This is a genomic window from Arthrobacter sp. TJ-236, assembly GCF_058269235.1.
The window spans coordinates 253,215-268,989 of record NZ_JBZCNI010000003.1 but is presented as its reverse complement, the minus strand read 5'-3'; the positions used below and the strand labels follow the sequence as shown (position 1 = coordinate 268,989).

Genomic DNA, 15,775 nt, shown 5'->3' with positions numbered 1-15,775 from the left:
CGGTTGTGGGGTCGACTTCGCCGGACGAGTGTGGTCAGGAGCGGCATACCGCCGCTCCCTCAAGGAGGCTCCATGTTCTTCCACGTCCAGCAGCTCATCAACGAGATCATCCCCGACGAGCCGGATCCCGCCGCAGCCAACGCCCTGCAAGAGGGTCTCGGCGGGCAGTTCGGCGAGATGCGCACCATGATGCAGTACCTGTTCCAGAGCATGAACTTCCGCGGCGCGGCGGCGAAGCCCTACCGCGACCTGATCCAGGGCATCGGCACCGAGGAGATCAGCCACGTGGAGCTGATCGGCACCACCATCTCCCGCCTCCTGGACGGTTCACCCCGCTATCAGGGCAAGCTCGACGACCCGCTGGACACCCCCGGCGCCGGCGGGGCAATCCCCTTGAACCTCGCCCTGTCCCAGGGCAACATCCACCACTACCTCGTGGGTGCGCAGGGAGCCCTGCCCGTCGACTCCGCGGGCAACCCGTGGAGCGGCAGCTACGTCTACAACTCGGGCAACCTGCCCCTGGACCTGCTGTACAACTTGATGCTCGAGGCCACCGGGCGTCTGCAGAAGTGCCGCATGTACGAGATGACGGACAACAAGACGGCGCGCTCCACCATCTCCTACCTGATCGTCCGCGACCAGGCGCACGAGAACGGGTACGCGAAGGCCCTCGAGACGCTCGGCGTGAACTGGAAGTCGCTGCTGCCGATCCCGAAGACCAACGCCGAGCAGTTCCCCGAGGTCAAGAAGCTCCTCGACCTCGGGCTGCAGAGCAAGCAGTACACCTTCGACCTCAAAGGGCAGTCGGAGGCCGGGAAGATCTACCAGGGGATGTCACCCTCGAACGACGGCACCACCCTCGACGCCAGTGAGCAGGCACCCGCAGGCGTGCCGTCGGAGATCGCACCGGAGCGTCTGGAGGAGTTCGCGCCGGGGCTGGACCCCGAGCTGCTCCAGCTGATCCAGGCCACGGCCGACATGGAGATGGCCGACATCGACGCCACCTTCGGCCCCATGAAGTAGACCCTCCGCTCGCAGAACGACGACGGGACCCCCGCTGGTGCGGAGGTCCCGTCGTCGTTGGCGCCGTTGGTGCTTCGGCGGTCAGCTGTTCTCGGTGCGGACCGGGCTGCCGTCGATCTCCTCGAGCGGCTCGTCGGCTTCGGGGACACCGCCCTCGGGGACGTCACCCTCGGGAAGGTCGGCGTGGCCGGAGAGAGATTCCGACAGGTTCTCGTCCACCGGGTCGCTGGCCTCGGGAAGGTCGGCGTGAGCCGAGAGTGATTCGGACAGCGCCTGGTCGGCGGAGGCGTCGTGCGTGGGCTGCTCGTTCTGGGTGCTCATGGATGGTCCTTCCAATGCAAGCCGGATCGGTCGGACGTCGCGCAATGCGCCCGACGTCGTCCTGCCACCCTACGCCGATCCTAAGCTGGCTTGCTATTCGTGGGGACGCGCCCCGCGGTTAACGGGTCCGCGCATCATGCAGCGGTCAGAATGAACAGCACCACGAGACCGTTGTTCACTGCGTGGAGGATGACCGGAGCCCACAGGTTGTCGTGAAAGCGGCGCAGGAGCGCCAGTGCGACGCCGAGCGAGAAGAGGTACACGAAGCCGACGAGGACCAGGTGGACGGCGGCGAACAGGGCCGCTGACAGTGTGATGGCCGCCCACGGTCGAAACCGCCGCGAGAAGCCGTCGAGAAAAGCGCCCCTGAACAGGACCTCCTCCCAGAGGGGTGTGGCCACGGCGACCGCAATCACGACGACGGCCACCGTTGGCCAGGGGAGCCCGCGGAGGTCCTGCAGCGGATCGTTGGTCGATTGCGCGGCGGCCGGGTCGAGACCGAAGGCGAGCAGGACGGCGAAGAACAAACCCTGGATGACGGCGGCTGTGAGAATCGTCGTCGGCACCTGCCACAGCAGATGGGCCATGCGAGGTCCCGGTCGCCGGAAGCCGAGGTCGGCGAAGGACAGCCCATTGCGTCGAACGAGATGGACGTACAGCGAGAGCATCGCCGCGGCGGTGACGAGACCGAGGAACGCCGGGAGGAAACCCGCCAACGTGAGCTCGAACGGATCCGCGAAGGCCACCAGGAGGAAGAGGCCCACCACCGCCGCCACGTACAGGACGACGAAGACGAGCGCCCTCACCGCCTGCTTCAGCGTGAGCGGCTGCCGCGCGTGAAAAGGCGCTGCTGAATTTCCCGGCTGCTGGTTGATCACCGTGCCACTCTTCCACGATCGAGTATTCACAGCGCCTTACCATTACCGACCCGAAAAGGGAAGAGTTCGGAATCGTTACCATCTTCGGCGCAATATCCTCCCTGAGTATGAATCGGTCACGGGCACATCGGGAATAGCATCCACAGAAACACCCCTCTCGAGGAAGAGAAGCCGTGCGCCCTTCACGCAGAACAATGACCGCCCTGTCCCTGACACTTTGTGCTTCCGCCTTTCTGGCGGGCTGTGCGTCCTCGTCCGAGACTCCCGCTGCCGAGGAGGAGGAGCAATCCCCGATCTCGGAGATCTTCGCCTCGGCCTACGGAGCGGACCTCAGCCCCGAGGAGCAGCAGGCCAAGTACGCGGAGGACGAGCGGGAACGCGAGGACCTCGTGGCGCAGTGCATGACCGAGGAGGGTTTCGAGTACACGCCGAACACCCAGAGCGCCACCATGAGCTTCTCCTCCGGCGAGGAGTACGACTTCGACTCCCGCGAGTGGGTGGCCCAGTACGGCTACGGGATGGTCAACTACCCCGGCAAGGAGGAGATGCAGAGCGGGGACGTGGGCGAATACGTCGATGCGAACGCCGACTACGTCGCGAGCCTCTCCGAGTCGGAGGCACAGGCCTTCAACGAAGCCCTGTACGGCCCCGCACCCGACCCCGAGGACATGCCTGAGGAGGGCGAGGCCATGGAGTACGACTGGACGACCGCCGGGTGCTACGGCTGGGCCGAGAACGAGCGCGGCGTGACGGATCCCATGGCGACGGACGAGCACAAGCCCCTCATGGACGCGATGAACGAGTTCTACGAGGGAAGCATGAATTCCCCCGACCTCGCGGACATCGACGCCGAATGGGCGTCCTGCATGACAGATGCCGGCCGGCCCGGATTCAACAAGCAGATGGATGCCCAGAACAGCATCAATGAGGAAATGAACGAGTTTTACGAGAACATGCCGATGCCGACCATCGAAGAAGGCGCCGAGGACATGACGGCGCCTCCCATGCCCGACGAAGCAGGAATGGAGGAATTGGGGGAAAAGGAGATAGAACTCGCCCTCATCGATTTCGACTGCCGCGAGAAGACCGACTACAAGCAGAAGTCCAACGAGGTGCGCTTCGCGCAGGAGCAGCAGTTCATCGAGGACCATCAGGCGGAGATCGACGCCCTGAAGGCCGATCTCGAGCAGGATTCCTGAGTGGACCACGTTCGACGCGACGAACCGATGAACGACCCCGACGGAACGGCACCGACGGAAGGCCTGGATCTTCTCGAGGACGAGTACCCGGGGGAGGAACCGGCCACCGCGCCGTCGTCGGGCGGGATGGCCGCGGTGTTCCGGCGCAACCGCACGCTGTGGCTCGTGGCCGTCGCCGCCGTGCTGAGCCTCGTGGCGGGCCTGCTCCTGGGTCGGTTCCTGGTGTCACCGGCTGATGCCGCGGGCGACGCCGACCCTCCCGCTCCCGGCCTGGTCACCGCACCGGTGGAGTTCGGGCAGCTGAGCAACGACGTCACCATCCGCGGTGAGGTGGCCTTCGCCAACCCGGTGGAGGTGCGAATCGACACCGCGACCGTGGACGGCCCCGCCGTCGTCACGGGCCAGGTCCCCGAGGTCGGAACGGACCTCGACGCGATGTCGGTCGCCCTCGAGGTGGCCGGCCGCCCCGTGATCGTGCTGCCCGGCGAGCTGCCCGCCTACCGGACGCTGCAGGTCGGCGTGACGGGCCCGGACGTGGTGCAGTTCAAGACGGCCATGAGGGCCGTGGGCATCGACGCCGGGGATCCCGCGGACGCGACCTTCGGCGTGGACTCGGCCGCCGCACTCACCACGCTCTACGCCAACGCCGGATACTCCGCTCCCGAGCCGGAGGAGGGCGGGGCGGAAGCCCTGCGCGGAGCCCAGGAGCAGCTCCGGGCCGCCGAGCAGTCACTGCTCACCGCGCAGAACGAGCTGGCGACCACTCCCGTGGGTGCCACGGCCGTCGAAGTACGCGAGGCGGACAACGCGGTGGCGAGCGCGGGGCGCGAACTCGCTGCCGCACAGGACGCCGACCCACAGGACCAGCTGCTGATCGGCAACCTCGTGGACGCCCTCGAGCTCGCGCAGCTGCGCCGCCAGGAGATCGGTGCCGACCGCACCAACGCACCCCAGCGAGCCGCCGTCGACGCCGCGTTCACGCAGCTCACCCAGGCCCAGGAGGAGTTGGTGCGCGCCGAACAGGCCGCCCTGCCGGCGCTCCCCGCGGGAGAGGTGCTGTACCTCTCCGAACTCCCCCGGCGCGTGGACGCGGTCGCTGCCCAGCGCGGGTCCGTGCTCGAGGGCGCGGCCATGACCGTCTCCGGGGCCACCCTCGGGTTGACCGGCTCCGCGGCCGAGGCCGACGCCCGGTTGCTGAAGGTCGAGGACCGTGCCTCCTTCGAACTGCCCGACGGCACACAGCACCAGGCGACCATCAAGGCGCTGGCACCCGGCGAGGGCGATTCCCAGCGGTGGACCATCGATCTGCTGCCCGATCCCCTGACACCCGAACAGATCCTCGAACTCCAGGGTTCCAACGTGCGCGTCTCCATCGCCGTCGGGGCCACCGACGGCGAGGTGCTCTCGGTGCCCTACGCGGCCCTGAGCGCCGGGCCGGGCGGCGAGACCCGCGTGGAGGTCGCCGAGGGCGACCCCCGGGAGGGGGAGGAAGCGCGCACGCGCCTCGTCGTCGTCCGGAGCGGCCTCGCAACCCCCGGGGCTGTTGAGATCACGCCGATCGAGGGCGACCTCGCCGAGGGCGATCTCGTGGTGGTGGGGCGGTGAGCACCCCGCTCGTCGATCTCCGCGACGTCACGCGTTCCTTCCCCGGCCCGCCGGAGGTGCAGGCCCTGAAGGGCATCAACCTCACGGTGCACGACGGCGACTACGTCTCGATCGTGGGCCCGAGCGGCTCCGGGAAGTCGACGATGCTCAACATCCTGGGCCTCCTCGACCGGCCGAGCGTCGGCGAGTACCGCCTCGCCGGGCATCTGACCGGCGCGCTGGACGAGAACACCCGGGCGGCCGTGCGGGCCCAGCGCATCGGCTTCGTGTTCCAGGCGTTCCACCTCATGCCGCGGCGCTCCGTGCTCGAGAACGTCATGCTGCCCATGCTCTACAGCGGCACCCCGCGCGCCGAGCGTGAGGACCGCGCCCGGGAGGCTCTGGAGCGCGTAGGCCTCAGCCACCGCGTGGACTTCCTGCCCGGCACCCTCTCCGGTGGCGAGCGCCAGCGCGTGGCCGTGGCACGCGCCGTCGTCACGCGGCCCAGCCTGCTCCTCGCGGACGAACCCACCGGCAACCTCGACGGCGTGACTACCACGGACGTCATGGAACTGTTCGAGGAACTCGTCACCGACGGGCTGGCGCTCGTGATCATCACGCACGACCAGGCCGTGGCCCGTCGTGCGCCACACTGCGTGCGGATCTCCGACGGACGAGTAAGCACCAGCGCATGAGACGACGTCGTCCTGAAGCGGACATCCCCGCGCGGTCCGACGACGGCCTCGGTGACGGTTCGGGGGACACCGTGCCGTTCGAGGACGTCCCCGAGTACCTGGACCTCGTCCAGGCCGTGCCCCCGGGTGACAGGTTCGGGTTCATCGATCTGCTCATCGAGGCGACCTCGGACCTCGGGACCCGGCCCGGCCGGCTCCTCATGACCCTCGCCGGCACCATCCTCGGGATCGGCGCGCTCGTCGCGACCATCGGCTTCGCACAGACGACGGCGGGCCAGCTCGCCAAGCGGTTCGACGCCTTCGCGGCCACGCAGGTCATCGCCTCCCCCGTGCAGGCGCAGACCGCCGGCGGGGACAGCGTCGCCACGAGCACCCTTCCCTGGGACTCCGTGCAGCGCCTGGAACGCATCGCGGGGGTGGAGCAGGCCGCCCTCATCACCGAGGTGCAGCTCGGCGAGGGCACCGTGACGGCCGTACCCGTCAACGACCCCTCCGCCCCGATCACCTCCCCGCCCCGCGTCTTCGCCACCTCACCGGGGCTGGTCGACGCCCTCGAGGGGTCCATCCGCTTCGGCCGGATCTTCGACGCCGGTCACGACGAACGCCAGGACCGCGTGGCCGTCCTCGGCGAGCGGCTGGCCGAGCGGTTCGGGATCACCCGGGTGGACTCGCAGCCCTCCATCTTCATCGACGGCCTCCCCTACGCCGTCGTCGGGGTGTTCGGCGATGTGCAGCAGCGCCCCGAACTCCTCGAGAGCGTGGTCATCACCACCGGTGCGGCGCGCTCCGACTTCGGGCTGGCCGCGCCGGGTGACGTGCAGGCGCGCATCATGCTCGGCGCCGGGCCGCAGGTCGCCGAGCAGGCCGCCCTGGCCCTCGCACCTGACACCCCGGACACCGTGGACGTGGTGGCCCCGGAGGGCCGTTCCGATCTCGCGGTGGACGTCCAGGCGGACATCAACCTCGTGTTCGTGGTGCTGTCCGTCGTCGTGCTCCTCGCCGGCGGCGTGGGGATCGCCAACGTCACCATGCTCTCGGTCATGGAACGCACCGGGGAGATCGGCCTCCGCCGCGCCATCGGCGCCACCCGGCGGCAGATCGCCCGGCAGTTCATCCTCGAATCGGTGATCATCGGTTTGCTCGGCGGCCTCCTCGGCGCCACGCTCGGGGTCTTCGCCGTCATCGCCATCTCCGTGTCCCAGCAGTGGACGCCCGTCACGAGCCCGCTCGTCGCCGTCGGAGGGGCCGTACTGGGAGCGGTCGTGGGACTCGTGGCCGGCAGCTTCCCGGCTCGAAAGGCCACGCGCATCGAGCCCGTGGTGGCGCTGCGCGGGAGCTGACGGCGAAGGTCGGCACAGCAGCGACCGGTTGTTCTCCGCGCCGCTGCCCGCAACTCCTCGTCTCCCGCCGTCCATACGGTCTGGCCATGTGGCTAGTTCCATAACCATCCGGCGAATTCGCAGATATTTCTCAGGGTACTTACAAACCTCCCGGCCAAAGAAAAAGTGGCCGAGCGGCCGTAGCGCGGGCCGGGCCCCTGGTGTGGCATGAGAAGCAGAACGAATCGGGGCGGAAAGGGAGCCTCGCGGTTCCCTCCCCTGCTCTCTCGGGAGTCACCTTCGAAGTACTTGGAGATCACGAAATGCTCACTCGCAATCGCATGCTGGCGACCGGCTCCACCGTCGCTCTGGCCGCAGGAGGCCTCTTCTTTTCCGCAGCTCCCGCATCAGCGGACCTCGACTCCCCCGAGTGCCTCTCCGCGCAGGCCGCCTTCCTCACGGCCCTCGGCAATGCAGGCCTGGACGCCGACCTGCTCATCGACCTGGATGTCGCCCTCGACGACGTCGTCGATGCGCAGGCAGCACTCGACTTGCTGATCGACGGGTCGACGGACGCACAGGTCGCGCTCCAGCTCGAGCTTGACGCGCAGACCGACATCCTCGATGAACTGATCCTCGAGCTCGGTTTCGCTGTTGACGAGCTCGAGGTGGCCCTGGGCCTCGTCGCCGAAGCTGATGCCCTTGTCGGCATCGCCGAAGGCGATCTGGCCGCCGTCGTCGACGCGCAGGCCCTTCTGGTCGCCGACGCAGAAGGCATTGTCAATCTCGCCATCCAGGCTCAGGTCGATGCCGCCGCCGACCTCGTCATAGCGAATCAAGCGGTCGCGGACGCTCTCCTGACTCCGCTCGACCCAGCCGACGACGCTGCAGCGTTGGTGCTGTTCAACGCCGCAGTGCAGGCTGGCCTCGACGCTGATGCGGACTTCCTTGAGGCCACTACCAACCTCGGCATTGCCCAGGATGCTCAGCTGGAAGCCGTCACGGAGGCGACGGCTGCTGTCACGGCGGCCCTCGACGCTCGGACCACGCTCCTCGCCGAGCTCGACGTCGACGCCCTCGTTGAAGCCGCCGCTGTGGCCGAAGCCGCGGTCGAGGCACAGGCAGCCATCGTGGCGGGCCTCGAAGCAGATCTGATCCTCGCCGGCGACCTGGAAGCGATCAACGCCGCCGCCCTCGAGCTGCAGGCCGCGCTGGACATCCTGGCAGCCCTCCAGCTCCAGCTCAATGGAGAGGCGCTCGATATCCTGGCCCTCCAGGCCCTGTTCGATGCCTCCATCGCAGCCTGTGGCGTCGATGGCACCGTCGGCGGCCCGGGCGTTGTCCAGGTCATCGTGGACATCGACATCGTCGTCGACGTGAACAACGGCGGTAGTGGCGACGGTGACGATGACGGCAGCACCGGAGTCGTCGTCGGCGGCGGCACGGGTACCGGGACCGGCGTCGTCGTCGGTGGCGGCTCGGGTGGCGGCACGGGCACCGGCGGCGCCGGCACCACGGGCAACAACCGCGGCGTGAACGTCCAGACCGCAGCGGCTACCGAAGAGTCCCCGGCAGCGGGCCTGGGCCTCCTCGGCCTCATGACCGCCGGTCTCGGCGTCACGGCAGCTGCCTTCGGCCTCCGCAAGAAGGCACAGCGCAGCAACTGACACTGACCGGGGGTGACCCCGGAAGGTAGGAATGTCGGGGGTGCCGGTCCATCAGGCCGGCACCCCCGGCCAGTTCCACTACAGAACCGGAATCGCAGAGCATTCCGGTTCATCGAGAACACCCAGCAGGTCAGGTACACCGAACACACTGAGGACGCGATGAAAGACCCCGCACCCGACGACGCCACAACGGAGACTGACGGGTTGGTCGAGCAGAGCGCTCCCACCACGGCCGAGCGCATCATGACGGTGTCGCGTCTGGCGCTGCTCCCCCTTGCCGCCGCGGCCCTCGTGGCCGCGATGATCGTCTTCATCCCGACGCTTGGTGACTCGTCCCAAGCCGCACAGGACACCCAGGCTCAGGACCTGGCCCTCGACGCACCCATTCTGACGGCGCCGCCCGCTCCTGCGGACCCGGGCCCGACGTCACCCGCCGCGCAGGTCCCGCCTGCCGCACCGAGCCCCACCCCTCCAGCCCCTGTCGTCTCCCCCACGCCGACTCCAAGCGGACCCGGGGAGGCGGCAGGTGCACCCGCGCCCGCACCGCCGGCCTCTCCGAACGGTGTCGCCCCCACCCGCATCACGGTGCCGGCCGCGGGCATTGACGTGGCAGTCCTTCCACTCATCCCCACGGCCGAGGAGCTCGCCGCGCAATCGATCGTGCCGCCGATCAGCGACGACGGATACTGGCTCACCGCCTACGGGGCCCCGGGCCGAGGCTCCACCGACACCACCTACATCGCCGGACACAGCTGGGAAGGACGGGACGCGCCCTTCGACCTGTTCAGCACGGACGTAGAGGCCGGCGACGCGATCGTGCTCGACACGATGGCCGGCCCGATGAACTACGTGGTGGACGCCGTGACGACCTACGACAAGGACTCGCTGAAGAACAGCGACATCTGGAACATCACCCCGAGCCGCCTGGTGATCATCAGCTGCTTCACGGAAGATCCCTGGGGCAAGAACGTCGTCGTCACCGCCTCGCCCGCCTGATCTCCTGATTCTGTGGCGCCACGATTAAGTCACGCGATCGTGCCCTAATTTCTTGCGCTCAGGGTTAGGACAGCCTAACCTTTGGACTGTGTCCACCCATCACGCTTCCGCAGACCCGTCGCTGTCCGTCGCGGAGCTCGACATCTCCTACGGCAGCCGGCGCGTCGTCGGGCCCGTCTCCTTCGATCTCCGGCCGGGGAGCGTGACCGCCCTGATCGGCCCGAACGGCAGCGGGAAATCGACAGTGCTCAGGACCATCGCCCGGCTGCACGCACCGGATTCCGGTGCAGTGCGGCTCGAGGACGGCGCGGATGTGCGCGCCCTCTCGGCCCGGGATTTCGCCCGGACCATCACGCTGCTCGCCCAGAGCAGGCCCGTGCCGGGAGGACTCACCGTGCGCGAGGTGGTCACCTTCGGTCGGCACCCGCACCGCAGCCGGTGGACTGGAGCGGACCCGCGCGGCAGCGCCGCGATCGACCGCGCCCTCAGCCTCACGCGCACCGCGGACCTCGCCGACCGTCCCGTCGCAGCCCTCTCCGGCGGCCAGACCCAGCGAGTGTGGCTGGCGAGCTGCCTCGCCCAGGACACCGGCGTGCTGCTCCTCGACGAGCCCACCAATCACCTCGACCTCCGGTACCAAGTAGAGATCCTCGACGTCGTCCGGGACCTCGCCACCGAGCACGGGGTGACCGTCGGGGTGGTGCTGCACGATCTCGACCAGGCCGCCGCCATCGCGGACCACGTGGTGCTCCTCGAGGACGGCGTGGTGGCGGCGCAGGGTACACCGGAGCACGTGCTCACGGCCGAGAACCTCTCCCGCGCGTACGGCGTGCGCGTGGACGTCACGGTCTCGGGCGGCACCGTCCGTACCCGCGCCGTCGGGCGCCACAACAGCCCGGCGCACCCCGCGGCGGTCCTCACGGCCTCCTGACCCGCTCACGCTCGAGAGCCACCGAACCGATCCCGGCACCGACCCCCCGGCCGTCCGCGCACCCGACGGACGGCTCCACCCACCGCGCACCGACTGCGGGCGCACCGAACAGGAATGACATCGATGACCCACCAGAAGATGCTCGCTGCCCTCGCAGCAACGGCACTGCTCGCCCTCACCGCGTGCGGGACCACCGAGGAGGCCGCAGGGGACGCCCCGGCCGAGACCGCGGCGGCAGGTGAATCCATCACCGTCACCGATGCCCGCGGCCAGGAGGTCACGCTGGACGGCCCTGCGGAGCGCGTGGTCGCCACCGAGTGGAACGCCATCGAGAATCTGGTCTCGCTCGGCGTCATGCCGGTGGGCGCCGCCGACGTCGAAGGCTATGCCACCTGGGTCAGCGCCGAGCCGCTGGACGATTCCGTGACGGACGTCGGGCTGCGCGGCGAGCCGAGCATCGACACCCTCGTGTCCCTCACCCCCGACGTCGTGATCGTCACCGATCAGCTCACCGAGGGGGCCATCGAGCAGATCGAGGAGACCGTGCCCGTCGTCGTCATCCCCGGCGGTGACGCGACGGACAACCTCGGTCAGATGTTCGAGAACATCGACCTGATCGCGACGATCACCGGCACCGAGGACGCCGCCGCCGAGTTGCGGACCGAGTTCGAGGCGAAGCTCGCCGACGGCAAGGCCGCCATCGAGGAAGCCGGTGCGGCCGGGGCGAGCGTCGCGTTCTCCGATGCCTACGCCGACGCCGGCAGCGTGTCCATCCGGCCGTTCACCGAGGGGTCGCTGGTGGGCAACGTCTTCGAGCAACTCGGTCTCGCCAACGCGTGGGACCTCGAGGGCGACGCCGCCTACGGTCTCGCGCAGACCGACGTCGAAGGCCTCACGGCTCTGCCCACGGACACCCGCTTCTGGTACATCGCGAACGACTCCTACGGGGATCCGTACCAGAACGAGCTCGCCGACAACGCGGTCTGGACCGCCCTGCCCTTCGTCGAGTCCGGCGACGTCACGCGGTTCCCGGATTCGCTGTGGGTCTTCGGCGGGCCGAGCTCCATGAACCAGATCATCGACGCCGCGGTGGATGCCGCGCAGTCCGCGCAGTAGCTCCCGATGCCGCCGGCAACGCTCGCCGAAGCCCCTCCCGCCCCGACCGGCACCCCGCCGGACCGGGTCGGGGTGCGGCTGGTCGTTGCCGGCGCACTGCTCGCGGTCGCCACCGCGTTCCTCGCGCTCGTCCACCTCACCCAGGGCACCGCGAGCGTCGGTGCCGCGGACATCCTCTCGCTCCTGACGGGGAACGACGACGCCCTGTCGGCCGCCGTCGTCCTCGACAGCCGGGTGCCGCGCCTCGCCGCGGGTGTCCTCGTGGGCGTCGCGCTCGGAGCCGCAGGGGCCGTCATGCAGTCCGTCTCGCGGAACTCCCTGGCCTCCCCGGACACCCTCGCGGTGAACGCGGGCGCGCACCTCGCCGTCGTCGCCGTCGCAGCACTCGGCCTGCAGGTGCCCCTGCTCGGGGCGGTGGGCGTCGCCTTCCTCGGCGGCCTCGCGGCGGCGGCCCTGGTCCTCGCACTGGCCGGGGCCGGGCAGTCCTCGAGCGTCCGCCTCGTGCTCGCGGGGTCCGCCCTCGCACTGGCCTTCAGCGCGCTCACGAACATGTTCCTGCTGCTGTTCACCGAGGAGACCCAAGGCCTCTTCGCCTGGGGGTCGGGGTCGCTCGGGCAGAGCGGCCTGGAGCGCGTCACGCTGCTCGCGCCTCTCGCGGGCGCCGCCCTCCTCGTGCTGCTGCTGCGCTCCCGCTCCCTCGACCTCCTCACCCTCGGTGAGGACCAGGCGCGCGTGCTCGGCATCAACGTCCGTGGCACGCAGGTGCTCGCGATCGTCCTGGCGGTGCTGCTCTCCGCCGCTGCCGTCACGGTCGCCGGCCCCATCGGGTTCGTGGGGCTCGCCGCGCCCGCCGTCGTGCGCCTCGCCGCCCCCCGCATCCCCGGGCTCCACCGTCACCTCGCGCTCATCCCGGCATCGGCACTCCTCGGCGTCTTCCTCGTTCTCGCCGCGGACGTGGCGCTCCGCGCGGCCATCGGCGCCGAGAGCGCCGTCGAGGTTCCCACCGGCGTGGTCACCACCCTCTTCGGCGCCGTCTTCCTCGTGGCGCTCGCGCACCGCATGAGATCCGACGGACCCTCCCGCGAGCCGAAGAACGTGGCCCTGCGGCCCATCACCGCGGCGCGCAGTACGGCCGTGATCGTGGTCCTCGGGGTGCTGCTGATCGCCGTCGCGGTGGCCGGGGCGCTCCTCGGCGACGCCAAACTGCTGCTCGGCGATATCGCCAACTGGGCCACCGGCCAGGCCGGTCCCGTGGTCTCGAGCATCATGGACACGCGCGCGCCACGCATCGGGGCATCCCTGCTCGCGGGCGCCTCCCTGGCCCTCGCCGGCACCGCGATCCAGGCCGTGACCCGCAATCCGCTCGCGGAACCCGCGATCATCGGCGTCTCCGGCGGAGCGGGCGTGGGAGCGATCATCGTCATCACATTCGTGCCCCTGGCCGGCTTCTGGCTCATCAGCGGGGCGGCGGGGATCGGCGCCGCCGTCGTGTCCGTCGTCGTCTTCGGCCTGTCCTTCCGCGGCGGCATGCAGACGGACCGTCTGGTGCTGGTCGGCATCGGGGTCTCGGCCGCGGCAACCGCCGTCATCACGCTCCTGATCGTGCTGACCGATCCGTGGAACGAGGCGAAGGCACTGACGTGGCTGTCAGGCTCCACCTACGGGCGGTCGCTGCAGCACCTCGTGCCCATGACCGCGGCCCTGATCCTCGCGGCGCCGATCATCTCGGCCCTGCACCGCACCCAGGACCTCCTCGCCCTCGACGAGGACACACCCCGCCTGCTCGGTGTGCGCGTCCCGCGAGCGCGACTCCTGCTGCTCTGCCTCGCGGTCCTGCTCACCGCGTCCTCGGTCGCCGGGATCGGCGTGATCGCCTTCGTGGGGCTGGTGGCGCCGCATGCTGCGCGAGCATTGGTCGGTCCGCAGCACCGCCTGGCCCTGCCGACCGCCATGCTGCTCGGCGCGGTGCTCGTGTGCCTCGGTGACGTCATCGGCCGCACGGCGATCGCCCCGGCCCAACTCCCGGCAGGGCTCCTGACGGCTCTGCTCGGCACGCCGTACTTCGTGTACCTGCTGTTCAGGAGCAGACTGGCGCGCTGAGGCCGGGCGCCGATGCGCCGTGTGACGCACGCGGCCCTGACCGACGGTACGGTGCAGCCATGCCCCGATTCGACGCCGTGATCTTCGACTGGAGTGGAACTCTCGTTCACGACCCGCCACTCCGAGAGCGCGTACGTGCGGCGATGCGCTCGCTGGGTACCGTCGACGATGCAGCCGTGGACGAGATCTGTGCCAGGGTTCTACGCGCCGAAACCGACCCGGAGGTGGAGGCGGCGCTCCGGACGGCGGACACCAGCCTTGCCTCGTACCTGGCAGCCGAAGGATTGCTGTTCGAGCGTGCCGGCCTCGACCTCGACCTCGCTCACGCACTCCTACACGTCGATGAGGACGAGCACTTCCGCCCGCTGTTCCCCGACGTTCTCGCCGTGCTCGAGGACCTCCAGGCGCAGGGTTGCCGTGTGATCGTGCTGAGCGACATCCACGTCGACATCCGTCCGATGCTCACCCGTCAGGGCGCGGGCCGATTCATCGACGACTACGTGCTCTCCTTCGAGCACGGCGTCCAGAAGCCCGACCCGCGCATGTTCGAGCTCGCCCTGCAGCTCTCGGGGTGCGCCAGAGCGCGCACCCTGATGGTCGGCGACAGATCCACGCACGACGGCGCCGCGGCGGAGTGCGGCATCACCACGCTTGTGCTGCCGCCTCTCCCGACCTTCGGCCCGCGCGGGCTCTCGATGGTCCAATCGCTCGTGACCTGACGGGACGCTCCGCGGGACTGTGGCCACGAACGGCCTCGGTCCGGTCCAAAACGAACTGATGCCCACGGCGCCGGGCGGAATACTCAGGCGGTGAACCACTCGCCGGCGAACACCGGGGCGCGGCCCGCCAGTGCGTCGTCGATCCAGTGCCGTACGGCAGCCCCGACGGCCGCCCTGTCCAGGGCGGAGGTGTCGATGACGTGCATGGCCCAGCCAGGATCGCCGCTGGGAAGCGCCGTCCACCGGTCCCACTGCATCGCATCCGCACCGCCGTTGAGTAGAACGTGTTGCATGTGCTGCGCGTCGGTCGCATGGCTGTGCATCCACCGCGCGAACGCCGCGTGGTGACCGAGCGCCTCCTCGCTCTCGCCCCGCTCCGCGAGGCGCTCCCGTTGCGCCTCCGGCGAGGCATGGAGCAAGCACACCGCCACGCCGTCGAGCCCCTCCGCCTCGGGAACAGCCAGGAGCTCGCCTGCCGCAACCGGATCACTCGCGAGCATGGTGTGCCGCCCGTGCGCCTGCTCGTCGAGGGCGCGGACGACGGCGGCGCGAGCGGCGCGCTGCCGGTACGCCGTGTCGGGATGGGGCGGGGCCGGCAGGACGTCGTCGAGCGTGATGCACCGGAAGGTCGCCAGGGGCAGAACCTCCGCGAGGTGGGCGCCGACGGTGGACTTGCCGACGCCGCTGGCGCCCGAGACGAGAAACATCATGAGGCGAACCTGCCCCGCGGGGAGATGCACCGCAAGGTGCGCCGACATCGCGGACAGATCCTGTCCGACACCACCTTCCGCAGGTGGCGGGCCGGAGGCACAATCGTGGGCATGACACTCCGCTGGTACTCCGCCGTCATCGAATCCACCGACCACCGGGCCCTCGCCCACTGGTGGCGTGAGGCGCTCGGGTGGGAGGTGATCTTCGAGGACGACGACGAGGCCGTGGTGATCCCCACCTGGGCTCGCGAGGTGGGCGCCACGCTGACGTTCGAGCAGACACCGCCTGGCCTCGTCTTCGTGCGGGTGGAGCACGAGAAGCAGTCGAAGAACCGGATCCATCTCGATTTCGCGCCCCACACGAGCCAGGACCGCGAGGCGGAGATCGAGCGGCTCCTGGAGCTCGGCGCCACGCGGGCGGACGTCGGTCAGGGCCGGGAGGTCAGCTGGGACGTGTTCGCCGATCCCGACGGCAACGAGTTCTGCGTGCTGTCCTCCCGCGACGCCTGACCGCGGG

The 15,775-nt window shown here is 69.6% G+C and carries 15 protein-coding genes; 12 read left to right on the top strand and 3 right to left on the bottom strand.

Annotated features, from left to right (window positions below):
• The first annotated feature begins 72 nt into the window (after window positions 1-72).
• Window positions 73-1,023 carry a manganese catalase family protein gene (locus AC4D16_RS13510; protein WP_490955345.1) on the top strand — a complete coding sequence of 317 codons (951 nt, stop codon included), beginning with the start codon at window positions 73-75 and terminating at the stop codon, window positions 1,021-1,023.
• Between the two features lie 81 nt (window positions 1,024-1,104).
• Here AC4D16_RS13510 and AC4D16_RS13505 read toward each other — a convergent pair whose 3' ends face one another.
• Together AC4D16_RS13505 and AC4D16_RS13500 are read right to left on the bottom strand one after the other, a co-directional pair.
• Complete coding sequence (locus AC4D16_RS13505) at window positions 1,105-1,344, bottom strand: hypothetical protein (protein ID WP_490955344.1); 240 nt, start codon at window positions 1,342-1,344, stop codon at window positions 1,105-1,107.
• Between the two features lie 134 nt (window positions 1,345-1,478).
• A complete protein-coding gene (locus tag AC4D16_RS13500) occupies window positions 1,479-2,222 on the bottom strand; it encodes a CPBP family intramembrane glutamic endopeptidase (RefSeq protein WP_490955343.1) in 744 nt (247 codons plus the stop codon).
• A 194-nt stretch (window positions 2,223-2,416) separates the two neighbouring features.
• Between AC4D16_RS13500 and AC4D16_RS13495 the strand changes: the two genes are divergently transcribed.
• From AC4D16_RS13495 to AC4D16_RS13450, 10 genes are all read left to right on the top strand, one after another.
• A complete protein-coding gene (locus tag AC4D16_RS13495) occupies window positions 2,417-3,421 on the top strand; it encodes a hypothetical protein (protein WP_490955342.1) in 1,005 nt (334 codons plus the stop codon).
• On the top strand, window positions 3,422-5,026 hold the full coding sequence (locus AC4D16_RS13490; protein ID WP_490955341.1) for an efflux RND transporter periplasmic adaptor subunit: 1,605 nt from the start codon (window positions 3,422-3,424) through the stop codon (window positions 5,024-5,026).
• Window positions 5,023-5,700, top strand: coding sequence for an ABC transporter ATP-binding protein (locus AC4D16_RS13485; RefSeq protein ID WP_490949723.1), 678 nt, complete (start codon window positions 5,023-5,025; stop codon window positions 5,698-5,700). The genes AC4D16_RS13490 and AC4D16_RS13485 overlap by 4 nt, the downstream gene beginning before the upstream one ends.
• Window positions 5,697-7,040: an ABC transporter permease gene (locus AC4D16_RS13480; protein WP_490955340.1), complete on the top strand. Its 1,344-nt coding sequence runs from the start codon at window positions 5,697-5,699 to the stop codon at window positions 7,038-7,040. The genes AC4D16_RS13485 and AC4D16_RS13480 overlap by 4 nt, the downstream gene beginning before the upstream one ends.
• Before the next feature lie 302 nt (window positions 7,041-7,342).
• The gene (locus tag AC4D16_RS13475; RefSeq protein ID WP_490955339.1) at window positions 7,343-8,686 is read left to right on the top strand and encodes a hypothetical protein; all 1,344 of its coding nucleotides are present in this window, start codon (window positions 7,343-7,345) and stop codon (window positions 8,684-8,686) included.
• A gap of 159 nt (window positions 8,687-8,845) precedes the next feature.
• On the top strand, window positions 8,846-9,682 hold the full coding sequence (locus tag AC4D16_RS13470) for a class F sortase (protein WP_490955338.1): 837 nt from the start codon (window positions 8,846-8,848) through the stop codon (window positions 9,680-9,682).
• A gap of 88 nt (window positions 9,683-9,770) precedes the next feature.
• Window positions 9,771-10,613, top strand: a complete 843-nt coding sequence (locus AC4D16_RS13465; protein ID WP_490955337.1) for an ABC transporter ATP-binding protein — start codon at window positions 9,771-9,773, stop codon at window positions 10,611-10,613.
• Between the two features lie 123 nt (window positions 10,614-10,736).
• Window positions 10,737-11,729: an ABC transporter substrate-binding protein gene (locus AC4D16_RS13460; protein ID WP_490955336.1), complete on the top strand. Its 993-nt coding sequence runs from the start codon at window positions 10,737-10,739 to the stop codon at window positions 11,727-11,729.
• A 6-nt stretch (window positions 11,730-11,735) separates the two neighbouring features.
• Complete coding sequence (locus AC4D16_RS13455; RefSeq protein WP_490949729.1) at window positions 11,736-13,829, top strand: iron ABC transporter permease; 2,094 nt, start codon at window positions 11,736-11,738, stop codon at window positions 13,827-13,829.
• Window positions 13,830-13,888: 59 nt separating this feature from the next.
• Window positions 13,889-14,548 (top strand): HAD family hydrolase, encoded by a 660-nt coding sequence (locus AC4D16_RS13450; protein WP_490955335.1) that lies wholly within the window; start codon window positions 13,889-13,891, stop codon window positions 14,546-14,548.
• A gap of 83 nt (window positions 14,549-14,631) precedes the next feature.
• Here the strand turns inward: AC4D16_RS13450 and AC4D16_RS13445 are convergent, their stop codons facing one another.
• Window positions 14,632-15,258, bottom strand: coding sequence for a DEAD/DEAH box helicase family protein (locus AC4D16_RS13445; RefSeq protein ID WP_490955334.1), 627 nt, complete (start codon window positions 15,256-15,258; stop codon window positions 14,632-14,634).
• Window positions 15,259-15,369: 111 nt separating this feature from the next.
• Here AC4D16_RS13445 and AC4D16_RS13440 point away from each other — a divergent pair, with 111 nt between their 5' ends.
• Window positions 15,370-15,768, top strand: coding sequence for a VOC family protein (locus tag AC4D16_RS13440; protein ID WP_490949731.1), 399 nt, complete (start codon window positions 15,370-15,372; stop codon window positions 15,766-15,768).
• Window positions 15,769-15,775 lie beyond the last annotated feature (7 nt).